The sequence below is a fragment of the Natronobacterium gregoryi SP2 genome, from assembly GCF_000230715.2.
GTDB classification, from domain to species: Archaea; Halobacteriota; Halobacteria; order Halobacteriales; family Natrialbaceae; genus Natronobacterium; species Natronobacterium gregoryi.
Genome location: NC_019792.1, coordinates 660,112 through 680,919 on the forward strand (window position 1 = coordinate 660,112; position 20,808 = coordinate 680,919).

Genomic DNA, 20,808 nt, shown 5'->3' on the forward strand with positions numbered 1-20,808 from the left:
GGAGAGCGTTAGGGGCCGGGAGTAAATGGGTGACGAGTCGTTACTCGTCGCTCGAGTCGTCCCGATCCCGTCCCGACTCCGTCTTTCGCTCGGCGTCGGCCCGGGAATCCGCCTCGCGGTCGGGGGCCGAACGGCCGTCGATGCTTGGATCGGGCCCACCGTCGGTGAGTCCGGACTCCGACCGCTGTGGACTCGAGTCTGTGTCGTCGCTCAGTGAGAGTTCGTCACGACCACTGAAAGCGACCGCGATCCGCGCGCCGACGAGACTCACGGCGATCGCCGTCGAGACGAATATGATCAGCCGCTGGACGGGTGAAAAGGCGACCCCCTCGATCACCGGCGGGACGAACTCGCTGCCTGGAACCGCCAGTGAGCCGATCACGCCCTGTTGCTCGAGGAAGTACGCCGCGAACCCCCGCAACACCAGCGCGACCGCAAGCAGGAGAAACGGCAGGTTGAGATAGGAACGTCGAACCGGAGCCTCGCCGATGATCTCGTCGAGGATTCGGCCGACACTCGCCGTGATACCCGCCATCGCGAGCCACGGGATGCTATCGAAAACGAACTGCATCGTGGGCACAAACACGCCCTGGGGATCGTCGAGACTCGAGACGCCGAGCGCGCCAGCGAACAGACCGACGAGGGTCAACCCGGCGGCGACGACGTAGGTGACGACCGACACCTGGCCGGAGTACAGTGCCTCGCGTGCCTGGTGGGCCACCCCGGTCATGATCTCGTCGACGTTGAGTCCCTTGTACAGCAAGAACAGACCGATGACGGTCGTGATCGCCGCTGCCCCCTCTGCGGTCCCAAACTGCATCGCAAGGACCGGGAAGACGAGCAGCGTGATCCCGACCGGAACGAGGATCGTCTGTCGCAGTTCTTCGTCGGCGAGAAACTGCTTGAGCAGGTAGTACGTCGATTCGATGTCTCTCGCCTGGCGGACGACGACGCGGTCGACGGAGTCGACCTGAACACGACTCTCGACGATCGGCACCAAGCGTTCGTCTTCGGCGCTGTCGATGACGACGACCGCCGAGTCGGGTTCGTGTTCGTCGATGAGTTCGTCTAACTGGCGCGCGACTGCCCTGTCGGCCGAAACCATCGACTCTCGGTCCCCCGAGACGACCGCGACGATCGTCTCCTCGTTCTCGTCGCGGAGGTCCTGTGCGACCCGCAACGTCTCGAGCAGGGAGTTGACTCCCGAATCCTCCGGATCCGCGAGCCCGATGTCGGTCACGAGCGCGCGAACTGCCTCCCAGCCGACGATCGGCGTCCGCAATCCGGTCTTGCGGCCCACGTCGTCGGTCCGGTCGAGACGGACGACCAGCGTTGTCACGGTTGCCGTTCAGTCCCGTGTGACGATAAAACCACTCACTTATCGTACCGATTCCCCGTCGAACATCAACTTCGCAACCGGAACCCACGTTCGTCGGCGAGTCCGCTGAGACCAGCACCGAACGCATACGCAACCGACTGAGCACTCGTACCGACGCGAGCCATCAGCGGCCGATCGGGTTCGAACTCTTCGACGACCACGTCGTCGGTCTCGAGTCGTTCCTCGAGTGCCTCCTCGATCTCCCGGCGCGTCCCGAGTTCGTCGACCAGCCCCATCTCGTGGGCCTGGTCGCCGAGGTAGATCCGCGCCTCGGTGTCGCGGACGAACTCCGCGTCCAGATCCCGGCCGTCGCTGACGCGGTCGACGAACGTCTCGTAGTAGTCGTCGATCAACCCCTGGAGATACTCGCGTTCGTCGTCCTCGAGTTCTTTCAGCGGCGTCCCGGCGTCTTTGTACTCGCCGGCAGCGAACCGTTCGTAGGAGAGACCGACTTTTTCGGCGAGTTCGCTCGCGTTCACCCGGGAGCCGATAACGCCGATCGAGCCGACGATCGATCCCTCCCGGGCCCAGAGTTCGTCACAGCCGCTGGCGATCCAGTAGCCGCCGCTGGCACAGGTATCCGTCGCGTAGGCGACCGTCGGGCCGTCGAATCGCTGGGCCGCGAGCCGGATGTCGTCGCTTGGGACGACCTCGCCGCCGGGTGTGTTCAGCTTCAACAAGAGAGCGGCGACGTCGTCGTCCTCGTTCGCGCGGTCGATCTGCTCGACGACGTCGTCAGCCGGCGTCGCACGCGGACTCGAGGGCAGCGGTCCGCCTCGTCCGTCGCGGGTTATCGGCCCCGAAACGGTGATTTCCGCGACGTTGTAGCCGGGAAACGCCGAGGCTGCGACGTTGCCCGCAACTTTCAGTCCACCGAGAACGACGACGAGCGCCAGTCCGATTCCGAACAGGTCGGCGACGTCGTCTGGATAGACGACGAACAGGCCGACGCCGGCGACGATGGCGATTGCCGTCGTGGCCACGACGACCAGGAATCGTCCGAGACCTTCCTTACTGACCACAGCTGTCACCTCTGCTCATAGCGGCAGTTCCGAGTGCTACTCCGTTAACTTTGCTGTCGCTATCGACCTTGCGAAAATTGCCTTGCCTCCGTCCCACGTCCACGACCGACTCCGAAAGCGGGGCTGGTGACCGAGTGACCCGGCCGGATTACTATAGCCCACTACAGCAGATGCTACCGGTACCCGATCGTGGAACGAACGGCGACGACGAACGTGGGACGAATCGAACTGACGACCCTAGAGTAGACCCGTCTTCTGGAGCTTCATCAGGTCCTCGGTGTCGAGCGTCTCGCCTTCCTTGAACTTCTGATAGATCTCTTCGGCCTCTTCTTTGGCCTCTTCTTTCTTCTTGTCTCGCTCGGTCTTGCGCTCTTCTTCCTCCTGTTTGTCCAGTTCGCGCAGTCGCTTCTGGACGCGGACGAAGTCCTCGTGATGACGGTCGGCAGCCTCCTGAGCGTCGACGAACTTCTCGTGCATCTCGTCGGCTTCGTCACGGATGTCGTCGGCCTCGCGGTAGGCCTCGATCATCTGGTTGTGGTGCTCCTGAGCCTTGTCCGCAAGCTCCGTGACCTTCTGGTGGTGCTTGGAGGCTTCGGAGCGGACTTCTTCGGCTTCCTCGACGAGTTCTTCGAGATCCTCGTTTTGCTCGAGCTTTTCTTTGCGCTCTTCGTACTCTTCGCGTTTGGACTCGATCTTCTCGATCAGTTCCTGCTCTTCCTCGCTCGAGAGGACCTCGGTCTGCTGTTTGAACTCGAGTTGTTCGATTTCCTCCTCGAGTTCTTCGAGGTCTTTGCCTTCGTCGAGTTCCATGTCCGACTTGAGCTGTTCGACTTTGTCGAACAGTTCGTTCGCTTCGGCGTTGAGCTCGTTTCGTTTGTCCTTGTGCTCTTGGACCTGCTCGTTTAGCTCGTCGCGCTTTTCGCGGTGCTCTTGAGCCTCGTCGACCTTCTCGCGAGTCTTCGCGTTCAGGTCGTCGCGCTTGGAAGCGCGGTCGGAAGCCATCTGGTTGAGCTCGTTTCGTCGGTCCCGGAGCTGTCCGGCCTTCTTGATGAGCTCGCCTTTCGATTTGTTCTCTAGGTCGTCCTCTGTCAGTTCGATGTTCTTCGATTCGTCTACCATGTTATTCGAACCTCTGTGCCATACCCGCACCGGGGGAGGCAGCCGAAGTCGGCTGCGTGGAGCGATAGCTGACGATCTGCGAAATCCCGGTGAATAAGATTCCCTGTCATCGATCGTCGAGCTATGCGCGCCCCGGTGGCGTTCTGGTACCGGTTACTACCGTCGCATGTCATTTAAATGTACCGGTCCGAGGATTCCCGAAAACGGATAGCAGGCGGCTCGTCCGTCGTGTTGGTGTCTCACAGGGACCGGCGAGTTGCCTATAAACGATATCGGTTCGTAGCGGCCCGATCGTCCGCTACAACGGTTAGCTCGACGACATCAGCGTCGGCGGGAACGGTCAGGGCCCCGGCATCGCTCGTCCCGAGCGCGTCGGCGAGGAGCGTTTCCTCGCCACTTTCCTCGCCGGCCGCCCACTCGACCGTCGCTTCAAGCACCGCTGGCGTGTCGTTACAGACCGTGATACCGATCGCTCGACCGGAGGCGGGTGGCTCATCCAGGACTGCCTGCACCGGCTCGAGAGCATCTGAAACTGGTTCGTAAGCCGGCTTCGGCTCGCCGTCGGCCGCCGTAACGCCCATCCCGCCGCCCTGGGCGACGTCACGGATCGGGGCGGTGGCGAAGATCCCACACCCCTCGCGGCGCAGCGTCTCGATACCCCGCTTCAGCGTTCGTGCCTGGTAGATCCGAGACGCTTCCGGGTCGGTCTCGTGGCGAGCGAGTGCATCCTCGTTCAGGCCGGGAACGCCGGCCGGATCGGCGTCAGCCACGAGCGAGCCGGCGTCGAGTCCACCAACGACCTCGACAAGCGAGGGATAGGTCTCGAGCAACCAGGGAAGATCACTGGCCTCGAGATACTCCCACCCCGTCGAGAGGTGGGCTCCGTCGGGATCGGTCCCGACCGGGCCGGTGACCGGGACGACCGGCGTGTCGTCCGGGAACGCTTCGGCGATCTCTTCGGCAGGTTGCCGCTCGACCGATGTCCGCCAGGCACGATACCTGACGGCGAGTCTGCCCGTGATCCCACTCCCGACAGGAGCATCGAACGGAGCTGCGGGTTCGTCTTGAGCGCCGTAGAGCACGATACTGGGGTGTGAGCCATACTCCTCGGCGAGAGTTGCCGCCAGTTCTCGGCCGCGTTCGACGACATCTGCCACACCAGCCGCGAACTCGGGGCCGCTCGCGGGAAGGTCCTGCCAGACGAGCAGCCCTGCCTCGTCACAGGCCGCGTGGAACGCCGGGTCCGGGACGTGTGCACGCGCACGAATTAACGTCGCGTTGGCCTCGAGTGCTCGCGTCACGTCGTCGACCGGATCACCGCCCGGGAGTCGGGTGAATCCACGGGCACGAACCCGCTGGCCATTGACGAGCAGTCCCTCGTCGTCGCGTTCGACTCGCCTGAATCCGACGAGCCGTTCTGCCGCGTCGTCGCCGAGTTTCGCACGGACGGAGTATCGGTGCTGGTGGCCGTAGCCACGTGGCCACCACAACGACGGATCGCGGAGTTCGACCGTCCGCGAGACCGTCGTTCGCTCGCCGGCAGCCGCGGTCACCGGAACCCGTTCCATCGTCGCGCTGCCTCCGCGTTCGTTCGGCCGGACGGTCAGTCTGATGGCGTCGTCGATCGCGACGCCCGCGTCGACCTCGAGTTCGATGTCGAGCACGCCGTACGTCGAGTCGTCGTCCCGATGTTGCAGACGAGGGCGTGTCTCCAGTCGCCGAATAAACGCTGCGGGACGTGACTCGACGTCGACCCCCCACCTGATACTCGGCGTCGAGAGCGACGACGGAACCTCGTCGGTACCGCGGATGCCAGTAAAGGCGTCAGGCGGCTCACAAACGACGATCAGTTCGCTGGACTGCCCGGGGTCGAACGTGAACCGGACCGGGACGAATCCGAACGCCGACTCGCCTCGTCTCTCACCGTCGAGCCAGACTGTCGTCCGTCCGTACCCGCCACGGACCGCGAGCCACGCGCGTTCGTCGTCGCTCGAGCGTGGCTCTTCGATCGTCGTCTTGTACGCGATCGGTCCTCTCTCGCCCGCGTCACCGAACTCGGGTCGCCGATCCGGAACGGAAACCGGCTGCCAGGACTCGACTGCCGGTGGCCCGTCTCTCTCCCGGTCGATCACCCGCCCGCCGCTCCACTCGTCTGTCATTGCCGTCGACACTGTCCGCGAAATTAAAAGTTGTTCCGGCGCTAAAATAGCCCCTCGAGACGATCGTCGATGAGGTCCTCCTCGGCATCGTCCCGATCACCGTCGCTTGCCTGCTTTGCCGCCCACGCCTCCTCTATCAGATCTTCTACACGACCTGGCCGGTCGACGTTCCCGAGCAAAACGAGAGCTCCGAGCCGGCCGCTCTCCAGCGGGAAGTCCCCACCGCGGATTCTCCGACTGCCGACTTCCTCGCTGATCCACCGCCGTGCCTTCTCGACGCCCTTGCGTGAGATGATCTCGGGTTCACCCGCGACGACGAGCAACGCGGAGTCGGCAGTCGTCGCGTCAGGAAGGCTCGTCCCCGTAAGCAGCGCTTGTCTCGAGACTGTCATAACTGTCCGCACGTTTTCTGCGCTGTCCTCGCTCGCTGGCGCACTCGCATAGCCAAGCGCCGCAATCCCCCCCGAACGGAGCGTATTGATGACCTCACTCGAGTCGACGACACTGGCTCCGACTCCCTCGACGGCCTCACCGGAAGCGAGCAACAGGCCGACCCGCTGGGCGATGTTGCCGTTGATCGTGTCGTAGGCACCCTCGACGCTCTCGCCCTGTTCGTGCCAGGCGTCGTTGTCGATCAACAGGGTCGCATCGGCCGCGTCGACAACCGTCTTCAGCGCGTTGCCGGCGTTTACCCGGTAGAGTTTCCCCTCGTTGTGGCCGGGAACGACACCAATCGCGTACACCGGCTTGTCGTAGATTCCCTGGAGGGCGTCGACGATCACCGGTGCCCCGCCGCTACCCGTACCGCCACCGAGACCGGCGATCACGAAAATCGCTTCGACGTCGGACGTGATCCGGCCCTCGAGTTCGTCCAGCACCTGCTGGACGTTCGATTCGACGAGTGACTCACCGAGGTCGCGGTCGCCGCCAGCGCCGTGTCCGCCAACCTGGTCTGCACCGACCAGCTGCGTGTCGACGTATTCGATCGATTGGAGGTCTGATGTTGCGGAGTTGATGGCCAGGGCACCACGAACGGCGTCGAATCCCATCTCGGCGTCGAACCGAGCGAGCCGTTCGGTTATCTTTCCACCGGCCTGACCAACTCCGATCAGGGCAGCTTTCATACAGTTTCAATGGGCTAACCCTCTGTTGAACGTTCCGGTAAAAATCGACAGTCAGCTCCAGTGATACGTTTCGGTAATGGCAATACACTTGTAACCGACTGCTGTCTGTTCCGGTATGTTCCACGAACAGCGAACGACTGTCCCCGATTCGCCCGCGCAACTCCGTGAGGAGTATCGCTCGGAACTCACCGCGACCGTCGACGACCACGGCCTCGAGACGGCCGTCGACGAGACGGGTCTCGACCGGTCGACGCTCGAGGGAGTCCTCGACGGCGACGCCTCAGACATCTCACTCGAGGAAGCAGCCGAGATTCTCGCGCTCGAGGAGGGGATTCGGGATGCCGAGACCGTCGTGACGATGGCAACCGAGAACCTGCTGATGGGGATGTCGACGGCCGTCATGGACGTCGACGCCGTCGAGAGCGAACTCGAGATCGAGATGGATGCGAAAGAAGCTCAACAGAAAATAGAGCGACGTGCGTCCATGTCGTTCGAGGAGTACGTTCACCTGCAGCACGTGATCGTGGGCAATATGCCCTAGTGGCGTCCCAACCGTCGACTCTGACTAGTGCGCTCTACTCCTGATCGAGAATCGTGATCGGTTTGGGTCAACTCTCAACTAGTCGGTCCACGTTTGGGACGGTACTAGACGACAGTGTCGACCCACTCTGCGGTGACGAACTTGTACCGACATCCCTCACAGAGTGGGAGTTCGACGGCGTCGTCCGTCGACAGGTGGACGTGGTAGCGGCGACTCGGAAGTTCTTCCTCACAGTTTGCACACGTTTCCATCGTCGGTACCCAGTACGATATCGTGTCGTATAGCGGTTCGTTCACGATGTCCTGACCGTCGGCCCGTCTGCCGAGAACGCAGTGTCGACCGCGAGCAATGAACCTATGTGACTTCCGCCGCGAGTTTCTGTATGCACGTCGCTATCCTTGGCTGTGGTTACGTCGGTCTCGAACTCGGTCGCCAGCTCACCGCCCGCGATCACGAGGTCGTCGGCGTTCGCCGTTCCGACGCAGGGATCGACGCGATCGAAGACGCCGGCTTCGACGCCGTCCGCGCGGACGTCACCGATCCCGAGAGCCTCGCGTCCGTCCCCGATGTCGACGCGGTCGTCTTCGCCGCCAGCAGCGGCGGCCGCGACGCCGAGGCCGCACGCGAAATCTACCTCGAGGGACTTCGAACCGCAATCGAGACCTTCGGCGACCGCGAGAACGCGCCCAACCGACTCGTCTACACCTCCTCGACGGGCGTCTACGGCGATCACGACGGCAACCCGGTCGACGAGGAGACGCCACTCGAGCCGACGACAGAGAAGACCGAGGTGCTCGTCGACGCCGAACGACTCGCGCTCGAACTATCCGCGGAGTACGGCGTCGACGGCACCGTCGCTCGCTTCGCCGGCCTCTACGGTCCCGGCCGGTACCGCCTCGAGCGGTATCTCGACGGCCCCGTCACCGAGGGGTATCTGAATATGGTCCACCGTGACGACGCCGCGGGTGCGGTCCGGCACCTGCTCGAGGAAGACCTCGCAACCGGCGAGGTGGTACTCGTCGTCGACGACGAACCGATCGAGAAGTGGGCGTTCGCGGACTGGCTCGCCGACGAGTGTGATCGGTCGCGGCCCGAGAAACAGACGACAGCCGATCGACTCGAGAACGACGAGCTCTCGGCGAGCGCGCGCCAGCGAATCCTGGCGAACAAGCGCTGTTCGAACGAGAAGCTGCGGGAAGCCGGCTACGAGTTCGCCTACCCGACGTTCCGCGAGGGCTATCGTGACGTGATCGACGACTACTGCAACGAGTGATTTTTGCTGCTCGGCGGTGTGGCTCGAGTCCATGCCGACGATCGAGATAGCCGATCTCACCAAACGTTACGGGGATGTCGTCGCGAACGACGCCGTCACTTTCGACGTCGAATCAGGCGAGATATTCGGCTATCTGGGCCCCAACGGTGCAGGGAAGACGACCACCATCCGGCTGTTGCTCGGCCTGATCACACCAACCTCCGGCACAGCCGAGGTACTTGGCGCTGACATCCGTGATCGACGGGCACTCACCGAAGCGAAGGCGAGCATCGGCTACCTGCCGGATACGCTGGGATTCGAGGAGCGCCTCACCGGGCGGCAGGCACTCGACTACTTCGCACGGATGCGTGGCGACGAGCGCCGAGACGAGTTACTGGAACTGTTTCCCCCGCCACTCGAGAAACCGATCGAAACGTACTCGGCGGGGAACCGACGGATGCTCGGTATCGTCCAGGCGTTCATGCACGACCCCGACCTCGCTATTCTGGACGAGCCGACGTCCGGGCTGGACCCGCTCAAACAGGACCGGATGCACGCCTTTCTCGAGGAAGAACGCGATGCCGGCAAGACGATCTTTTTCTCGTCGCACGTTCTCAGCGAGGTCCAGCGCGTCTGCGATCGCGTGGGGATCATCCGGGAGGGGAAACTGGTCGCCCTGGAGGAGATCGACGACCTGCTGCAACGCAGCGGCAAGCAGGTCCGGGTGCAACTGGCCGAGTCGGTCGAAGAAGACGGGTTCGTCACGCCGGAGATGATCGACGTCGAAACCGTCGACGCCACGGTCCGGTTCACCTACACCGGCGAGTCGGCCGACCTGCTCGAGCATCTCGTCCAGTACGAAGTCGAAGACGTCGACATCGGAGACCCTCAGCTCGACGACATCTTCAAACACTACTACGGGGACGAGCCCGCGGAGGCAGGATGACGGCCATCCTGCGCGTCGAGTCGCGGAAGCTGGTTCGTGGAACGGCGATCCTGACGGGACTTCTCGTCATGCTTTCGGCGTTTTTCTTCGTCGTCTTCCCGAGCATCCAGGAAGAGGCGGAGCTGTTCGAGGAGGTGTATCCGGAGTACTTGCTCGACCTCCTGGGGATCGAGGAACTGCACACGATCGAGGGGTTCGTCGGCGGCTACATCTTCCCGTTCATCTGGATTCTGTTGGCCGGGATCTACTTCGCGTACGTCAGTGCAGGCATGATTTCGCAGGACGTCCGTGCCCGACGAATGGACCTCTTGCTCGCGAACCCGATCTCTCGCGAGTCGGTCGTCCTTCAGAAGGTTGCCGCCCTGTGGGTTCCCCTGGTCTCGTTGACCACCGGGATGGTGGCGGTGTTACTCGCCGGTGCGACCGTCCTCGGGGAACCGATCGATCCCGTCTCGCTCGCGATTGTCCACCTGCTCGGGATTCCCTACCTGCTGGTCTGTGCCGGAATCGGGATTCTCCTCTCGGCCGTCGTCGATCGCGTCGAAACCGCACAGGCTACGGCGCTGGTGCTGGTGTTCGCGTTCTGGCTGGTCGACGGTCTCTCACACATGAACCCCGACTTCGAGTGGGTCGGCGAACTCACCCCGAGTCGGTACTACGATCCGTCGGCGATCCTCGTCCACGAGGAGTACGCCCTCCTCGACGCCGGAATCCTTCTCGTGGCGTTTCTCGTCCTGGTGAGTACCGCCGTCCTCGTCTTCGTACGGGGGGACATATGACGGCCATCCTCCGACTCGAGTCCAGGAAACGCGTCCGGGGTTCGGCGCTCCTCCTCGCCGTGTTCGCCGTGCTATCGACGCTTTACTTCTCGATGTTTCCCGGCATCCAGGAGGAGATGGACGTCTTCGAGGCGGCGTTTCCGGACTACATGTTCGACATATTCGGGATCGAGGAGCTTCACACGATCGAGGGGTTCATCGCCGCCGAAATCTACTCGTTCTTCTGGAGTCTCCTGCTGGCTATCTACTTCGCCTACGTCGGGGCCGGACTGATCGCGAGCGACGTCCAGGACCGGACGATGGACCTCACGCTGTCGAACCCGGTCTCTCGCGAGTCGGTCGTCCTCCAGAAGGTCGCCGCGCTGTGGGTCCCCCTGGTCGCGTTGAACGTCGGCGTTCCGATCATCGTCTCCGTCGGCGCGCTCGCCATCGGCGAGTCGTTCGATCCCATCGCGCTCGCGATGGTCCACCTGCTCTCGATCCCTTATCTGCTAGTCTGTGCCGGAATCGGGCTCGTACTCTCCGTCGTCGACCACGTGAGACGCGCCAGGGCCACAGCCCTGATACTGGTGTTCGTGCTCTGGCTGGTCGACGGCGTCTCCCGCGTGGACTCGGACTACGAGTGGATCGGCGCGTTCACGCCGAGTCGGTACTGGGAGGAGACGGACATCCTCCTCCACGAGGAGTACGCGTTCGCCGACGCCTTGCTCCTTCTGGTGGTGTTTCTCGCCCTGGTCTGCCTCGCGGTCGTCGTCTTCGTCCGCCGGGATATCTGACCGACGGAGACTCTCCACGAAGTGAACGAAGGGACGGGCTATTTCGGCGTTGGCGACGTGTTTCGGACGAATGACTCCGAGCCGACGGGAATTACTCGCGATCGCGGGAGCGACAGCGACGATGACGGCAGTCGGTGGCTGGCCGACGGTCGCTGCACAGGAGACCGTCGACCCCCCGACGTACAGCCAGTGGCTCGCACTCGAGGACGACGGTCTCGAGTTCGTCTTCGTCGACTGGGCGAACGTCGGCGACGAGGCGATCGTCGAACTCGAGGAGGCGGACCCGGACGAGGAGGTCCCAGCGGAGTACGAGGACGATCCGATGGTCGCGCCAGCCTCGGAGGGACTGCTCTCGGCGTATTTCTTCCTCGGCGTCGACCTCGCCCAGTACAGGCTCGGCAGGCTCCTCGACGACGAGGACGCGTTCGAGTCGACGGTCGAGGGCCTGCTCCGGACGACCGACGCGTTCGTCGTCTCCGGGGAGATGCAACCCGAGGAGATCGACGAACAGCTGACCGCCGAGCCGGAGATCGAGTTCCTTAGACAGCTCGAGCGGACGGACGAGATCGGCGAGTTCGACGTCTACACGCCGGTCGAGGGCGACGACGTCGCGGTCGGGGTCGGGACCGACGCGATCGTCGTCGCCGACGGCGAAGCCGACACACCGGAGACAGCCCTCGAGACGCTCGTCGGTGCGTGGGAAGGTGACGTCGAGCGGGCGATCGAGGAGTCGGAGTCGTTCGCGTGGCTGCTCGAGGCCGCCGGCGACGGTGAGGTCGTGGTCGGACAGTACGGTGATCGCGTCGCCGCCACCGACGGCGCGCTGGTGGATATGGCCTTCGAGGAACTCGAGGACGCCGAGGGGGTCGTCTCCTCGCTCACGCCCGAGAACGAGGACACCGCGAGCGGAGCGTTCGCGGCGATCGTCGACGGTCCCGACGAAGATGCACTCGGAGAGCTACTCGGGTCGTCGGCCGACCAGCAGTCGATCACGATCGTAAACGACCAGGTCGTCGCGGCGGGCACCTGGAGCGAAGTGGAGAATAGATTCTGAAAACTCGTCGACCCGGACTTCTCTCGACCGACCTCGGTGCGGTCGTGTCGACGTCCGTCGGAGTTCGAGGAATCGAGCCGACGCTGCCGTCGTCACTGGATCGAAGCGTGATTCGATCCGGCGTGGCGTCGAGCAGATGGCGGCCCCCCGTTCATACGGAGTGCTGTACTGACGTCCCGGCACGACCGCGAGCCCTCTTGCGGTCGCGCCGGAACTGACTGACAGCAAACGGTCTCAGTACGGCGACTTCGTTTGGTGACGCCGGCCCCACTCTCCGCCACGTGCGAACTGGGGGAGCATCGCCACATCTTTCGCCATCACTCGTCAACCGAGAATAATGGCAACTCGAGAATACGTCGACTCCGATCGCCGGTTCTACTACGCTGTCGGTGTGTTCGTTATGCTGGTGTTCGTCGGTGCCATCGCCGTCTCGTCGATACTGGACCTCGTGACCATCGATCGGCGACTCGTTCCACTCGCTGTCGGGTTCTTCCTGTTTCTGTTCGTCTATTTCGTTTCGATACGTGTGCAGGCTCTCGAGCCGGAGTCATAAACGACGAGAACAGAGACTCGAGGAGACGCTCGTCTGTTTCGACGTCCGCTGGTGGGGTGAAACCGCCGGGCTCGAAGACAGAGCGAGCCAGATCCCGGGCATGCTCCTCAGCGGTCCACTGACGACATCCGGCCCGTACTGTGAGACGGTTTGCTGTCAGTCGTTTCCGGCGTGACACCGAGCGCACCTGCGGTCGCGCCGGGACGTCGGGACAGCAGTCCGTATGGGTGGGAGTACGCGCTCCGCAGTCGACGTAACTCGCTCGCCGGTCGGGAGTTCGACAGAGCCAGGTGAGCCGGCCGATCACCGGTTCCCAATTTGTTTTGCCGTTCGACAGTGACTGTCTGACTATGGAGTACACGACACTCGGTAACACCGGAACGACCGTCTCGAGACTCTGTTATGGCACCTGGCGCTTTGGCAAGAAACACGGCGACACCCTCGAGACCGACCGCGAAGAAGCCCACGAGTTGCTCGACGCCGCCTGGGAGCAGGGAATTAACTTCATCGACACCGCCAACGTCTACGGCGACCCCGACGGCACGAGCGAGGAGTGGATCGGCGAGTGGCTCGAAGAGTACGACCGCGAAGACTTCGTCATCGCCTCGAAAGTCTACTTCCCGTTCGACGGCTGGGGCGAACCCGGACCGAACGACTCTGGCCTCGGACGCAAACACATCCGGGCACAGATCGAGGGGACGCTCGAGCGACTGGGCACCGACTATCTCGACCTTTACTACATCCACCGCTGGGACGACGACACGCCGATCCGTGAGACGATGTCCGTGCTCACGGACCTCGTCTGCGAGGGGAAGGTCAACTACCTCGGCGCGAGTTCGATGGCCGCCTGGAAGCTCACGAAGGCGCTGTGGACCAGCGACGTGGAGGGGCTCGAGCGGTTCGACGTCACTCAGCCGATGGTCAACGCCGCCCACTACGACGCGGTCGGCGACTATCTCGACGTCTGTGCCGACCAGGAGCTGGCGGTCTGTCCCTACTCGCCGCTCGCCGGCGGGTTCCTGACCGGCAAGTACGACCGCACCGAAGACGGGACCGTCGAGGCACCGGACGGCTCCCGGGGCACGCTCACCGAAACGTTCGGCGACCGGTACGCGACCGACCGAGCCTGGGACGTCCTCGAGGCCGTCGAAGAAGTCGCGGAGCAAGTTGACGCGACGCCAGCACAGGTGTCACTGCGGTGGCTGATGGCACAGGATCGGTTCACTTGTGTCCCGATCGTTGGCGCTCGTTCGCCCGCCCAACTCGCGGAGAACGTCGGTGCCGTGGAGATCGATCTCACGGACGAGCAGTTCGAGCGGATCGACGAGGCTCGCGCTGGCGCTGGCGAACAGTAACACGTCGATAGAACTGCGCCATCGCTCCCGAGTCGCGTAGTTACACTCGCAAGAAACGAAAACCGGTCAGTCGTTCAGCCGTTTACAAACGGGTGACGTTGGTTGCCCGGGGGCCCTTGGGGGCCTGTTCGATGTCGAATTCGATGTCTGTGCCTTCTTCGAGGTCCGGACCGCCAACGTCTTCCATGTGGAAGAAAACGTCCTCGTCCGCGTCGTCCGTCGAAATGAAACCGTAACCGCCTGTGTCGTTGAAGAAATCAACGTTACCTTCTGCCATTGCTTTTGTACAGAGCCGGGCCACCCATATAACAGTGGCGATATAATTATTCGGTCGGTATCATTACACACGATCACAGAAATACGCCTATCGCCGCGCTCAAGCAGGATTTCGAGAGATCGAATTAAACACGTCGCCGAGAAATCGTTTCTCGACGAGATGAGAATTCGAGATCGGTGTCGTCAGATCCTACCGTAGCCGGCTCTATGCTTCTTCGACGTGTGAGGCGACCGCGTCGGGATCGAGCGGTTCGTCGACGATCGACCCGTCGACGACGACCGTCGGTGTCCCCCCGACCCCCGTCTCTTCGCCGCGGTCGCGGTCGGCGACGATCGTCGGATAGTAGGCCCCGTCCTCGAGTGCGCTCGAGACGACGTCGGGATCGACGTCGACGACGCTCGCCAGTTCCGCGAGCGCGTCGTCGCTCCAGTCGTCGCTTGCCATCACTGCAGACTTGTAATCGAAGAACTGGCCGTTCGGATCGCCTTCACCTTCGTGGGTTTCGGATTGGACCGCTCGAGCGGCGTTTGCCATCCTGACCGACTCGTCGGCCGCGTCGACGGGGAAGTCGTAGTGGCGATACGAGATCTCGTCCGACTCGACGTACTCCTCGGCGAGCACCGGAACCACCTCGGCCTGGAACTGGTGGCAGGCCGGACAGCCCAGATCCTCGTAGACCTCGACGGTGACAGCGCCGTCACCCAGCGTCGGGACTGGGAGCTGGCGTTCGGGATCGACGCCCTCGAGTTCCTCGAGGCCGCCCATTTGCAGGGCGCTACAACCGGCGAGGGAGACGGTTACGGCGGTTCCAGCGACGGCACTCGAGAGGAACGAACGACGGTGCATGGCTGCCGATAGACGCCGATCGTGGTTAGGGGTTCGGAAAGCGGTTACAGCACCAGCGCGTCGACGACGATCGCGACCAGGACAGCTCCGAGGAAGGCATTCGACGCGTGAAACGACCGGAACGCAGCGCGTTCGGTCTGTTCGAAGTGCAAGACGACGGCGGCCCAGAGGAAGATACCGCCGAAGACCACGACCACCGCCGCGTACAGTGCGCCGAGGCCAGTGATCCAGGCGAGTGCGACCGTCGAGACCAGCGTCGCGGCGATGTAGTAGACGATGTGTTTCCGGGTGACGGTCTCCCCCCGGACGACTGGCATCATCGGGAACCCACCACGCGCGTAGTCATCTTGGTAGGCCAGCGCGAGGTTGTAAAAGTGAGCAGGCGTCCACAGGAAGATGACGCCAGCAAGCGCCAGCGCCGGCAGCCCGATTTCGTTCGTAACCGCAGCCCAACCGATCAGCGCCGGGAGCGCACCTGCAGCGCCACCGATGACGGTATTCTGGACCGTATTTGGCTTGAGCAACAGCGTGTAGACGACGCTGTAAAACAGGATCGCCGCCAGTCCGAGTGCGGCCGCGAGCCTGTTTATACTCAGGAAAACGCCGATCGACGCGACGGTCAAGAGCCCGCCGAACGCGAGTGCGTTCCGTACCGGGATCAGCTCGGTCGCAAGCGGACGGTCCGCCGTCCGAGACATCCGGCGGTCGATGTCGCGCTCGAGGACGTTGTTGAAGGTTCCGGAGGCACCGATCGCGAGGACGCCACCGCCGAGCGTGGCGGCGATCGTGTAGGCGTCGAGCGCGGGCCCGGCAGCCAGTGCCATCCCCGCGGCAGCAACGAGACAGAGCAGCCACATCAGGCGTGGCTTCATCATCTTGAAGTAGGCGGCGGCAGTGAGCCGGACACGAGCGAGCCGACTCGAGGGGAGTGTCCGGTCGGTCGGTGTCGGCTCTGCCGGCTCCGGTGCGAGTTCGGGTGTCTCGATCGTGTCGTCGTCGGTGCCCGTCGCGGCCTCTAAGTCCCAGGCCAACGCGAGGACGATCGTCGAGAAGACGAGGACGCCGAGCCCGAGGTGAAGTCCCGGCACGATCGCGGCAGGGCCAAGCGTCGCGACCACTGCGCCGACGCCGACCTGGACGAGATAGAGGACGGCACCGACGAGGATCGTCGCGCGAACGCGTCCCGGAAGCTCCCCGAAGACGGCGGCGACAGTCGTCGCGGCGACCAGAAGACCGACCACCACGGCGGCGATGCGGTGGCCCCAGGCAATCGCGAGTTCGGTCTGGTTCAGCGGGTCCGTCGGTGCGTGACACCCCGGCCACGTCGAACACGCCGCAACCGCGTCCGTCAGCGACGTCGTCGCGCCGACGATCAACAGGAGATAGACGCCGAGCGCGGTCGCTGCAAGCAGTGCCGAAAAGCGTCGTCGGGTCCCGATCGGGCGAGGAAAGGTCCCGGACTCGGTTGCTGTTACCACGGCTGTTCTCGTCTAAATCGTTAGACTCCGCGTATTTATGATTCCCGCTTTTCCCATCAAACGCGGGGTCGTCGACCTCACATCCCCATGTCCTCGGCCGCGGCCGGTACCGGCAACGCCGTTGGGGCGACGCCAAGTAACTCCCCGGCGTGGTCGAGTGCCATGTCGAACCCGTAGTAGCGCTCGAGTTCGTCGTCGTCCGGCGTCGGTCGAACCGCGAGCATCGCGTATCCCTCGATATTCTGGGCAATAGCGGCGGTTCCGTGGCCGCTCTCGCGCTCGAAGACGAGGCGTCGTTCGCTCTCGGTCTCGTCGTAGGTCGCGACGACGTCGTCGGTCGTCGCCGTGTACTCGTCGCTTTCGGTCATGCTAGACACTCATCGGGCAAGCACCGGGAAGCTATCGGTTTCGGTCGCCGGCCTTCCGAACCGACATCGATTTTTCGCCCCCACTGGGAGTACGTGTCGTGACGACGGCGACGACTGCTCGCCGACCGCTCGCGACGTTTCGGCTTACCCGACGAGTCGCACTACTGTGGCTCGTCGTGGCCGTCGCCGGGTTCTTCGCGTTTGCGTACGCGTTCAGTCACTTGCTCGCGTTGTTCCAGGGAGAGGCTCTCGAGCCGATCGTCTTCGGCCCGACTCCACCCCCTACCCTGGCCGAATGGACCGTCGTCTCCACAGGACTGGTGGCACTCGTCGTCGTCGTTCACGAGTCGATACACGGCGCGTTTATCGCCAGGTACGGTGGCTCCCCGTCGTTCGGCGTCGGACGGTCCTCGTTCGTCTTTCCGTACGCCTACGCCGAGTCCACCGAGACGAGTTACACGCGCACCGAAATGCTCGTCGTCCTGCTCGCTCCCGTCGTAGGCATCACGACGGCAGGCGTGTTCGTGCTTGCTCTCTACCCATCGCCAGTACTCGTCGTGGCTCTGGCTGCAAACACCGCTGGGTCGATCGGTGACCTCTGGATGGCTGTGGCGTTGCTGCACCACCCACCGGACGTTCGCGTCGCTGGGCTTCCGGACGGGACCAACCGAGGGTTCGCCATTTACAGACCAGCAACTGAGTCCGCGTCGGCCACGTCGTCCCGAAACGAACGCCGTCCCGGAACCGTCGTCCTCTCGCAGGTCGCTGCCGGTACCGTCGGAACGTTCGCGCTGGTTACAACCGGATTGGTCGTGGCCGTCCTCTGGTCACTGGCAGTCGAATCCGGGACAGTCGTCGTCGGTGACGGGAGCTGGCTGCTCTTCCGTCACGAGCGCCACGCCGACGGCAGCGTCCATCTCGAGGTCGGAGCGACGGTCGCGCTCGCGCTGTCTGTCGCCGGCGGCGTCGTCTGGGCGCTCTTCCGACCGTGAATCCACGGCGAGAACGCCACGGGAACCGTCTCCATCCGCCCTGCGAGTCGAACTACAGCGTTGTCGCCGCTCCCGTCGGGTGACTCCACGTCACTGACCAACCGTCGGGACGTCCGATCCGAACCGTAACGCTCGAGCGCTCGCTGTTCGAACGCAGTGTATGAGCAAGTGGTTACAGAGCGGTCGTCGCCGTGACGTCTGCTTCCTCCTCGCCGCCGAAGGCGAAGACGGGGCGTTGCGCGGCCAGGAACTGAAGTCTCGCCTCGAGTCACATTACGACGAGCGGCTCGAGCCAAAGTCGTTCTACGGTTCGCTGTCGGCGCTGGTCGACGCGGGTTTCGTCGAGAAACGAACAGCGGGGTTACACGACGTCTACGCACTGACCGAGGCCGGTCGACGACGAGTGAGCGAACACTACGCGTGGATCAATGACTGCCTCAAACCGTCCAGACGTACCGAATCGTGACTCACCTGAAGAGCGAGGGCTCGAGACGACCGGCGTCCCGTCGTTACGACAATCGTTGATCCCGTCCGACCTCGAGACACTCGATCTGCTCTTTGTCGAGTCGTCGAGTTCGGTCGTGGGAGAACGCATCCGGATTGTGGGACCGATTTCCCGGTCCAACTGCTGCGGGGAGTGGTTGCACGGAGAGCGGCTTCCGGTGAACCGTATCATACGGACTGCTGTCCCGCTGTCCCGGCGCGACCCCAGGAGGCTCGCGGTCGCGCCGGCACTGACGGACAGCAAACCGTATCAAAGCCCGAACTCGAGAGAGCTGTGTGCCAGTAGCTTCGATAGTTCGGCCGTGGTGTCTTCGATACGAGTCCACTGGGCTGGGTCGGTTCGAAGCCACGTTTCTGCGACCGTTAGTGCCGGCGTGACAAAGTAACTGAGAACGAGAGGTTCGTCGTTGTCTCTTCTAAGAGGAACATCAGACTTACCCCTGTCGCCGCGTACTTATCTGGCATAGCGATCCTCGCCGTCGGAAACAGCCGTCTGCAGCAGTATCTCGGGTGCTGGATCGGCTGTGGCGTACGGTCGTACTGTTCACCTTCGACCGTCTCTCCTCACCGTTCGGCTGTCACACAACTCTTTACACCCCATTGTGAACGGCTGTCCGACCGTGATCGGCAGCCAAAATATCGAGAATAGTAACTGTATTCGAAGATTATTGCTATGGCACTACTAGCTGAGACGATCCACTGTAACTACGTACCGCCGGTTACCGGTCCCGGGCTGGCGGTTGGCACCCATCGACGACAGCGCACCGGTTGACGGGTCGCCGTTTCATATGGACTGCTGTCCCGCTGTCCCGGCGCGACCGCAGGAGTTCGCGGTCGTGCCGGAACTGACTGACAGCAAATCGTATCACTCACGGTCCACGAGGAGAAACTCCTCGATCAGTTCGGCAGATCCGCGCCTGAGGCGGCCACTGACCGCCGTTCGAGAGACCCCGAGCAGATCGGCCAGTTCCTCGACCGAACTCTCACGGGGTTCGTCGTAGTAGCCGTGCCTATAGGCGGCGACCAGCGCCTCTGTCTGGGACTGTGTTAGTCCGAACTCGAAGCGATCGTCGAGTTCGTCGTTCTGCGTAACCTCGAGAACGTCGAACTGAATTCCTTCCTCGCGTGCGCACTCGTCGAGTTCGTACAGAACGTCGTGGCTCTCGAGTTGTAACTGCAACAGCCACCCGTTCAAGTAACTCCGCGACTCGAGGGTGAGTCCACCGCGTTCGCTGATCCGTGGCGTGATCAGTTTCGCGTCGTCGCTGTACTCGATCCGGTAGGTTCGCTGTCCCGCGAACTCGAGGACGAGAGCGAAGTCGGCGACCGTGTGGTCTCCCTCGAGTGCCGACTCGACGACGTCGAAGTCGTCCGCTTCGATCCGGAAGAAATAAACGTTGTGGTGGGGGTCGGTGCCCGCGTCAGAGAGAACGGCAATCTCCGTCTCCGAGACCGAGCGAATGGTCGATACAAGCGCCAGGTCAGGATGTTCGACGTAGACTCGCGTCGAGATCATCGATGGAGTCGGTTTGCGACGTTTCGTTTCTGGAGCCGCGAGTCCGTCGGCGCTGGACTGTCGACGACCAGCGCCGTCTCGATCAGTACCTTCAGTCCGCGTCGAAGACGACCGTTGACGGCCGACGGTGAAATGTCCAGTTCGGCGGCCAACTCCTCGAGCGACGTCTCCCGCGGCTCCCTGAAGTAGCCCCGTTCGTACGCCGTCACCAGTGCCGTTCGCTGCTGGTCGGTGAGCGAAGCCGGATCGACGTCGGTTCCGGATCGGCGCTGCCGGGAGAGGTCGAGCATCTCGAACTCGAATCCGTCGGTTCGTGCCCGCTGCCAGACGTCGTACAGACCGCTCTCGTCGGGAAAGGCCCACCGTTCGCGCCAGCCACGTGGCGGGTGTGGTATCGGCGAACTCCGGGCGTCCAGCACGAACCCGCCAACTTCCGTCACGTCCGGCGCGAGAAGCTTCGTCTCCGGTCCGAACTCGATCCGCCACAGGTAGCGGTCGTCGACGGCCGACACCTGTTCGAAATTTCGAACGGACCGGTCGTCCTCGAGGAGCGGCCGGAGTTCGTCTGGCTCGTCGTCGAACCGAAAGAAGTAGACGTGCTGTTCCGGGGTCGTGCTGCGTTCGCCGACGACACCGACAGTCAGGTCTGGCGATGTGGTAAGCGTGTCGACGAGTGCACCGTCTTCGTGGGCAAACCGGACCTCGGTGATGAGTGCCATCGTGTGGTGTCTCGTCTCGTGGGAGAACGACACCCACACCCTTAAGCCTC

Annotated in this window: 22 protein-coding genes; 10 read left to right on the forward strand and 12 right to left on the reverse strand. The window is 63.2% G+C overall.

What is annotated here, in order from left to right; genetic code table 11:
* Window positions 1-40: 40 nt before the first annotated feature.
* From NATGR_RS03175 to NATGR_RS03195, 5 genes are all read right to left on the reverse strand, one after another.
* Window positions 41-1,339 (reverse strand): DUF373 family protein, encoded by a 1,299-nt coding sequence (locus tag NATGR_RS03175; protein ID WP_005581548.1) that lies wholly within the window; start codon window positions 1,337-1,339, stop codon window positions 41-43.
* 65 nt (window positions 1,340-1,404) lie between these two features.
* Window positions 1,405-2,400 (reverse strand): signal peptide peptidase SppA, encoded by a 996-nt coding sequence (gene sppA, locus NATGR_RS03180; protein ID WP_015233276.1) that lies wholly within the window; start codon window positions 2,398-2,400, stop codon window positions 1,405-1,407.
* Window positions 2,401-2,637: 237 nt separating this feature from the next.
* Window positions 2,638-3,519: a coiled-coil protein gene (locus NATGR_RS03185; protein ID WP_005581546.1), complete on the reverse strand. Its 882-nt coding sequence runs from the start codon at window positions 3,517-3,519 to the stop codon at window positions 2,638-2,640.
* 260 nt (window positions 3,520-3,779) lie between these two features.
* On the reverse strand, window positions 3,780-5,678 hold the full coding sequence (locus tag NATGR_RS03190; RefSeq protein ID WP_005581545.1) for a glycoside hydrolase family 2 protein: 1,899 nt from the start codon (window positions 5,676-5,678) through the stop codon (window positions 3,780-3,782).
* Between the two features lie 41 nt (window positions 5,679-5,719).
* On the reverse strand, window positions 5,720-6,802 hold the full coding sequence (locus NATGR_RS03195; RefSeq protein ID WP_005581544.1) for a tubulin/FtsZ family protein: 1,083 nt from the start codon (window positions 6,800-6,802) through the stop codon (window positions 5,720-5,722).
* 115 nt (window positions 6,803-6,917) lie between these two features.
* Here NATGR_RS03195 and NATGR_RS03200 point away from each other — a divergent pair, with 115 nt between their 5' ends.
* The gene (locus NATGR_RS03200; RefSeq protein WP_005581543.1) at window positions 6,918-7,343 is read left to right on the forward strand and encodes a DUF5791 family protein; all 426 of its coding nucleotides are present in this window, start codon (window positions 6,918-6,920) and stop codon (window positions 7,341-7,343) included.
* Between the two features lie 104 nt (window positions 7,344-7,447).
* Here the strand turns inward: NATGR_RS03200 and NATGR_RS19830 are convergent, their stop codons facing one another.
* Window positions 7,448-7,594: a hypothetical protein gene (locus NATGR_RS19830; protein ID WP_015233277.1), complete on the reverse strand. Its 147-nt coding sequence runs from the start codon at window positions 7,592-7,594 to the stop codon at window positions 7,448-7,450.
* Between the two features lie 131 nt (window positions 7,595-7,725).
* On the opposite strand from NATGR_RS19830, the gene NATGR_RS03205 reads away from it, so the two are divergent.
* From NATGR_RS03205 to NATGR_RS03235, 7 genes are all read left to right on the forward strand, one after another.
* Window positions 7,726-8,616: an SDR family oxidoreductase gene (locus NATGR_RS03205; RefSeq protein WP_005581541.1), complete on the forward strand. Its 891-nt coding sequence runs from the start codon at window positions 7,726-7,728 to the stop codon at window positions 8,614-8,616.
* 31 nt (window positions 8,617-8,647) lie between these two features.
* Window positions 8,648-9,541, forward strand: a complete 894-nt coding sequence (locus NATGR_RS03210; RefSeq protein ID WP_005581540.1) for an ABC transporter ATP-binding protein — start codon at window positions 8,648-8,650, stop codon at window positions 9,539-9,541.
* Window positions 9,538-10,320 (forward strand): ABC transporter permease, encoded by a 783-nt coding sequence (locus NATGR_RS03215; RefSeq protein ID WP_005581539.1) that lies wholly within the window; start codon window positions 9,538-9,540, stop codon window positions 10,318-10,320. Before NATGR_RS03210 ends, NATGR_RS03215 begins: the two co-directional genes overlap by 4 nt.
* Window positions 10,317-11,096, forward strand: coding sequence for an ABC transporter permease (locus NATGR_RS03220; protein ID WP_005581538.1), 780 nt, complete (start codon window positions 10,317-10,319; stop codon window positions 11,094-11,096). Before NATGR_RS03215 ends, NATGR_RS03220 begins: the two co-directional genes overlap by 4 nt.
* 70 nt (window positions 11,097-11,166) lie before the next feature.
* The gene (locus NATGR_RS03225) at window positions 11,167-12,150 is read left to right on the forward strand and encodes a hypothetical protein (protein WP_005581537.1); all 984 of its coding nucleotides are present in this window, start codon (window positions 11,167-11,169) and stop codon (window positions 12,148-12,150) included.
* 337 nt (window positions 12,151-12,487) lie between these two features.
* A complete protein-coding gene (locus NATGR_RS03230; protein ID WP_005581535.1) occupies window positions 12,488-12,703 on the forward strand; it encodes a hypothetical protein in 216 nt (71 codons plus the stop codon).
* Between the two features lie 350 nt (window positions 12,704-13,053).
* Window positions 13,054-14,058 (forward strand): aldo/keto reductase, encoded by a 1,005-nt coding sequence (locus NATGR_RS03235; protein WP_005581533.1) that lies wholly within the window; start codon window positions 13,054-13,056, stop codon window positions 14,056-14,058.
* Between the two features lie 82 nt (window positions 14,059-14,140).
* On the opposite strand, the gene NATGR_RS03240 is transcribed toward NATGR_RS03235, so the two are convergent.
* From NATGR_RS03240 to NATGR_RS03255, 4 genes are all read right to left on the reverse strand, one after another.
* Complete coding sequence (locus tag NATGR_RS03240) at window positions 14,141-14,335, reverse strand: cold-shock protein (protein WP_005581532.1); 195 nt, start codon at window positions 14,333-14,335, stop codon at window positions 14,141-14,143.
* A gap of 204 nt (window positions 14,336-14,539) precedes the next feature.
* Window positions 14,540-15,181: a DsbA family protein gene (locus NATGR_RS03245; RefSeq protein ID WP_015233279.1), complete on the reverse strand. Its 642-nt coding sequence runs from the start codon at window positions 15,179-15,181 to the stop codon at window positions 14,540-14,542.
* Between the two features lie 44 nt (window positions 15,182-15,225).
* Entirely contained in the window at window positions 15,226-16,659 is a 1,434-nt protein-coding gene (locus tag NATGR_RS03250) for a heme o synthase (protein WP_015233280.1), read from the reverse strand.
* Window positions 16,660-16,736: 77 nt separating this feature from the next.
* Window positions 16,737-17,027, reverse strand: coding sequence for a DUF7111 family protein (locus NATGR_RS03255; RefSeq protein ID WP_005581524.1), 291 nt, complete (start codon window positions 17,025-17,027; stop codon window positions 16,737-16,739).
* 98 nt (window positions 17,028-17,125) lie between these two features.
* Here NATGR_RS03255 and NATGR_RS03260 point away from each other — a divergent pair, with 98 nt between their 5' ends.
* Window positions 17,126-18,019: a DUF3267 domain-containing protein gene (locus NATGR_RS03260; RefSeq protein WP_005581523.1), complete on the forward strand. Its 894-nt coding sequence runs from the start codon at window positions 17,126-17,128 to the stop codon at window positions 18,017-18,019.
* A 160-nt stretch (window positions 18,020-18,179) separates the two neighbouring features.
* Window positions 18,180-18,485: a PadR family transcriptional regulator gene (locus tag NATGR_RS03265; RefSeq protein ID WP_005581522.1), complete on the forward strand. Its 306-nt coding sequence runs from the start codon at window positions 18,180-18,182 to the stop codon at window positions 18,483-18,485.
* A gap of 903 nt (window positions 18,486-19,388) precedes the next feature.
* On the opposite strand, the gene NATGR_RS03270 is transcribed toward NATGR_RS03265, so the two are convergent.
* Together NATGR_RS03270 and NATGR_RS20070 are read right to left on the reverse strand one after the other, a co-directional pair.
* Entirely contained in the window at window positions 19,389-20,039 is a 651-nt protein-coding gene (locus tag NATGR_RS03270; protein ID WP_005581521.1) for a helix-turn-helix domain-containing protein, read from the reverse strand.
* A complete protein-coding gene (locus tag NATGR_RS20070; RefSeq protein WP_015233281.1) occupies window positions 20,036-20,758 on the reverse strand; it encodes a helix-turn-helix domain-containing protein in 723 nt (240 codons plus the stop codon). Before NATGR_RS20070 ends, NATGR_RS03270 begins: the two co-directional genes overlap by 4 nt.
* Window positions 20,759-20,808 lie beyond the last annotated feature (50 nt).

Coding starts and splice junctions, on each gene's coding strand:
- NATGR_RS03185 (WP_005581546.1), bottom strand. CDS start 3,519: ATGGTAGACGAATCGAAGAACATCGAACTGACAGAGGACGACCTAGAG.
- NATGR_RS03190 (WP_005581545.1), bottom strand. CDS start 5,678: ATGACAGACGAGTGGAGCGGCGGGCGGGTGATCGACCGGGAGAGAGAC.
- NATGR_RS03195 (WP_005581544.1), bottom strand. CDS start 6,802: ATGAAAGCTGCCCTGATCGGAGTTGGTCAGGCCGGTGGAAAGATAACC.
- NATGR_RS03200 (WP_005581543.1), top strand. CDS start 6,918: ATGTTCCACGAACAGCGAACGACTGTCCCCGATTCGCCCGCGCAACTC.
- NATGR_RS19830 (WP_015233277.1), bottom strand. CDS start 7,594: ATGGAAACGTGTGCAAACTGTGAGGAAGAACTTCCGAGTCGCCGCTAC.
- NATGR_RS03205 (WP_005581541.1), top strand. CDS start 7,726: ATGCACGTCGCTATCCTTGGCTGTGGTTACGTCGGTCTCGAACTCGGT.
- NATGR_RS03210 (WP_005581540.1), top strand. CDS start 8,648: ATGCCGACGATCGAGATAGCCGATCTCACCAAACGTTACGGGGATGTC.
- NATGR_RS03215 (WP_005581539.1), top strand. CDS start 9,538: ATGACGGCCATCCTGCGCGTCGAGTCGCGGAAGCTGGTTCGTGGAACG.
- NATGR_RS03220 (WP_005581538.1), top strand. CDS start 10,317: ATGACGGCCATCCTCCGACTCGAGTCCAGGAAACGCGTCCGGGGTTCG.
- NATGR_RS03225 (WP_005581537.1), top strand. CDS start 11,167: ATGACTCCGAGCCGACGGGAATTACTCGCGATCGCGGGAGCGACAGCG.
- NATGR_RS03230 (WP_005581535.1), top strand. CDS start 12,488: ATGGCAACTCGAGAATACGTCGACTCCGATCGCCGGTTCTACTACGCT.
- NATGR_RS03235 (WP_005581533.1), top strand. CDS start 13,054: ATGGAGTACACGACACTCGGTAACACCGGAACGACCGTCTCGAGACTC.
- NATGR_RS03240 (WP_005581532.1), bottom strand. CDS start 14,335: ATGGCAGAAGGTAACGTTGATTTCTTCAACGACACAGGCGGTTACGGT.
- NATGR_RS03245 (WP_015233279.1), bottom strand. CDS start 15,181: ATGCACCGTCGTTCGTTCCTCTCGAGTGCCGTCGCTGGAACCGCCGTA.
- NATGR_RS03255 (WP_005581524.1), bottom strand. CDS start 17,027: ATGACCGAAAGCGACGAGTACACGGCGACGACCGACGACGTCGTCGCG.
- NATGR_RS03265 (WP_005581522.1), top strand. CDS start 18,180: ATGAGCAAGTGGTTACAGAGCGGTCGTCGCCGTGACGTCTGCTTCCTC.
- NATGR_RS03270 (WP_005581521.1), bottom strand. CDS start 20,039: ATGATCTCGACGCGAGTCTACGTCGAACATCCTGACCTGGCGCTTGTA.
- NATGR_RS20070 (WP_015233281.1), bottom strand. CDS start 20,758: ATGGCACTCATCACCGAGGTCCGGTTTGCCCACGAAGACGGTGCACTC.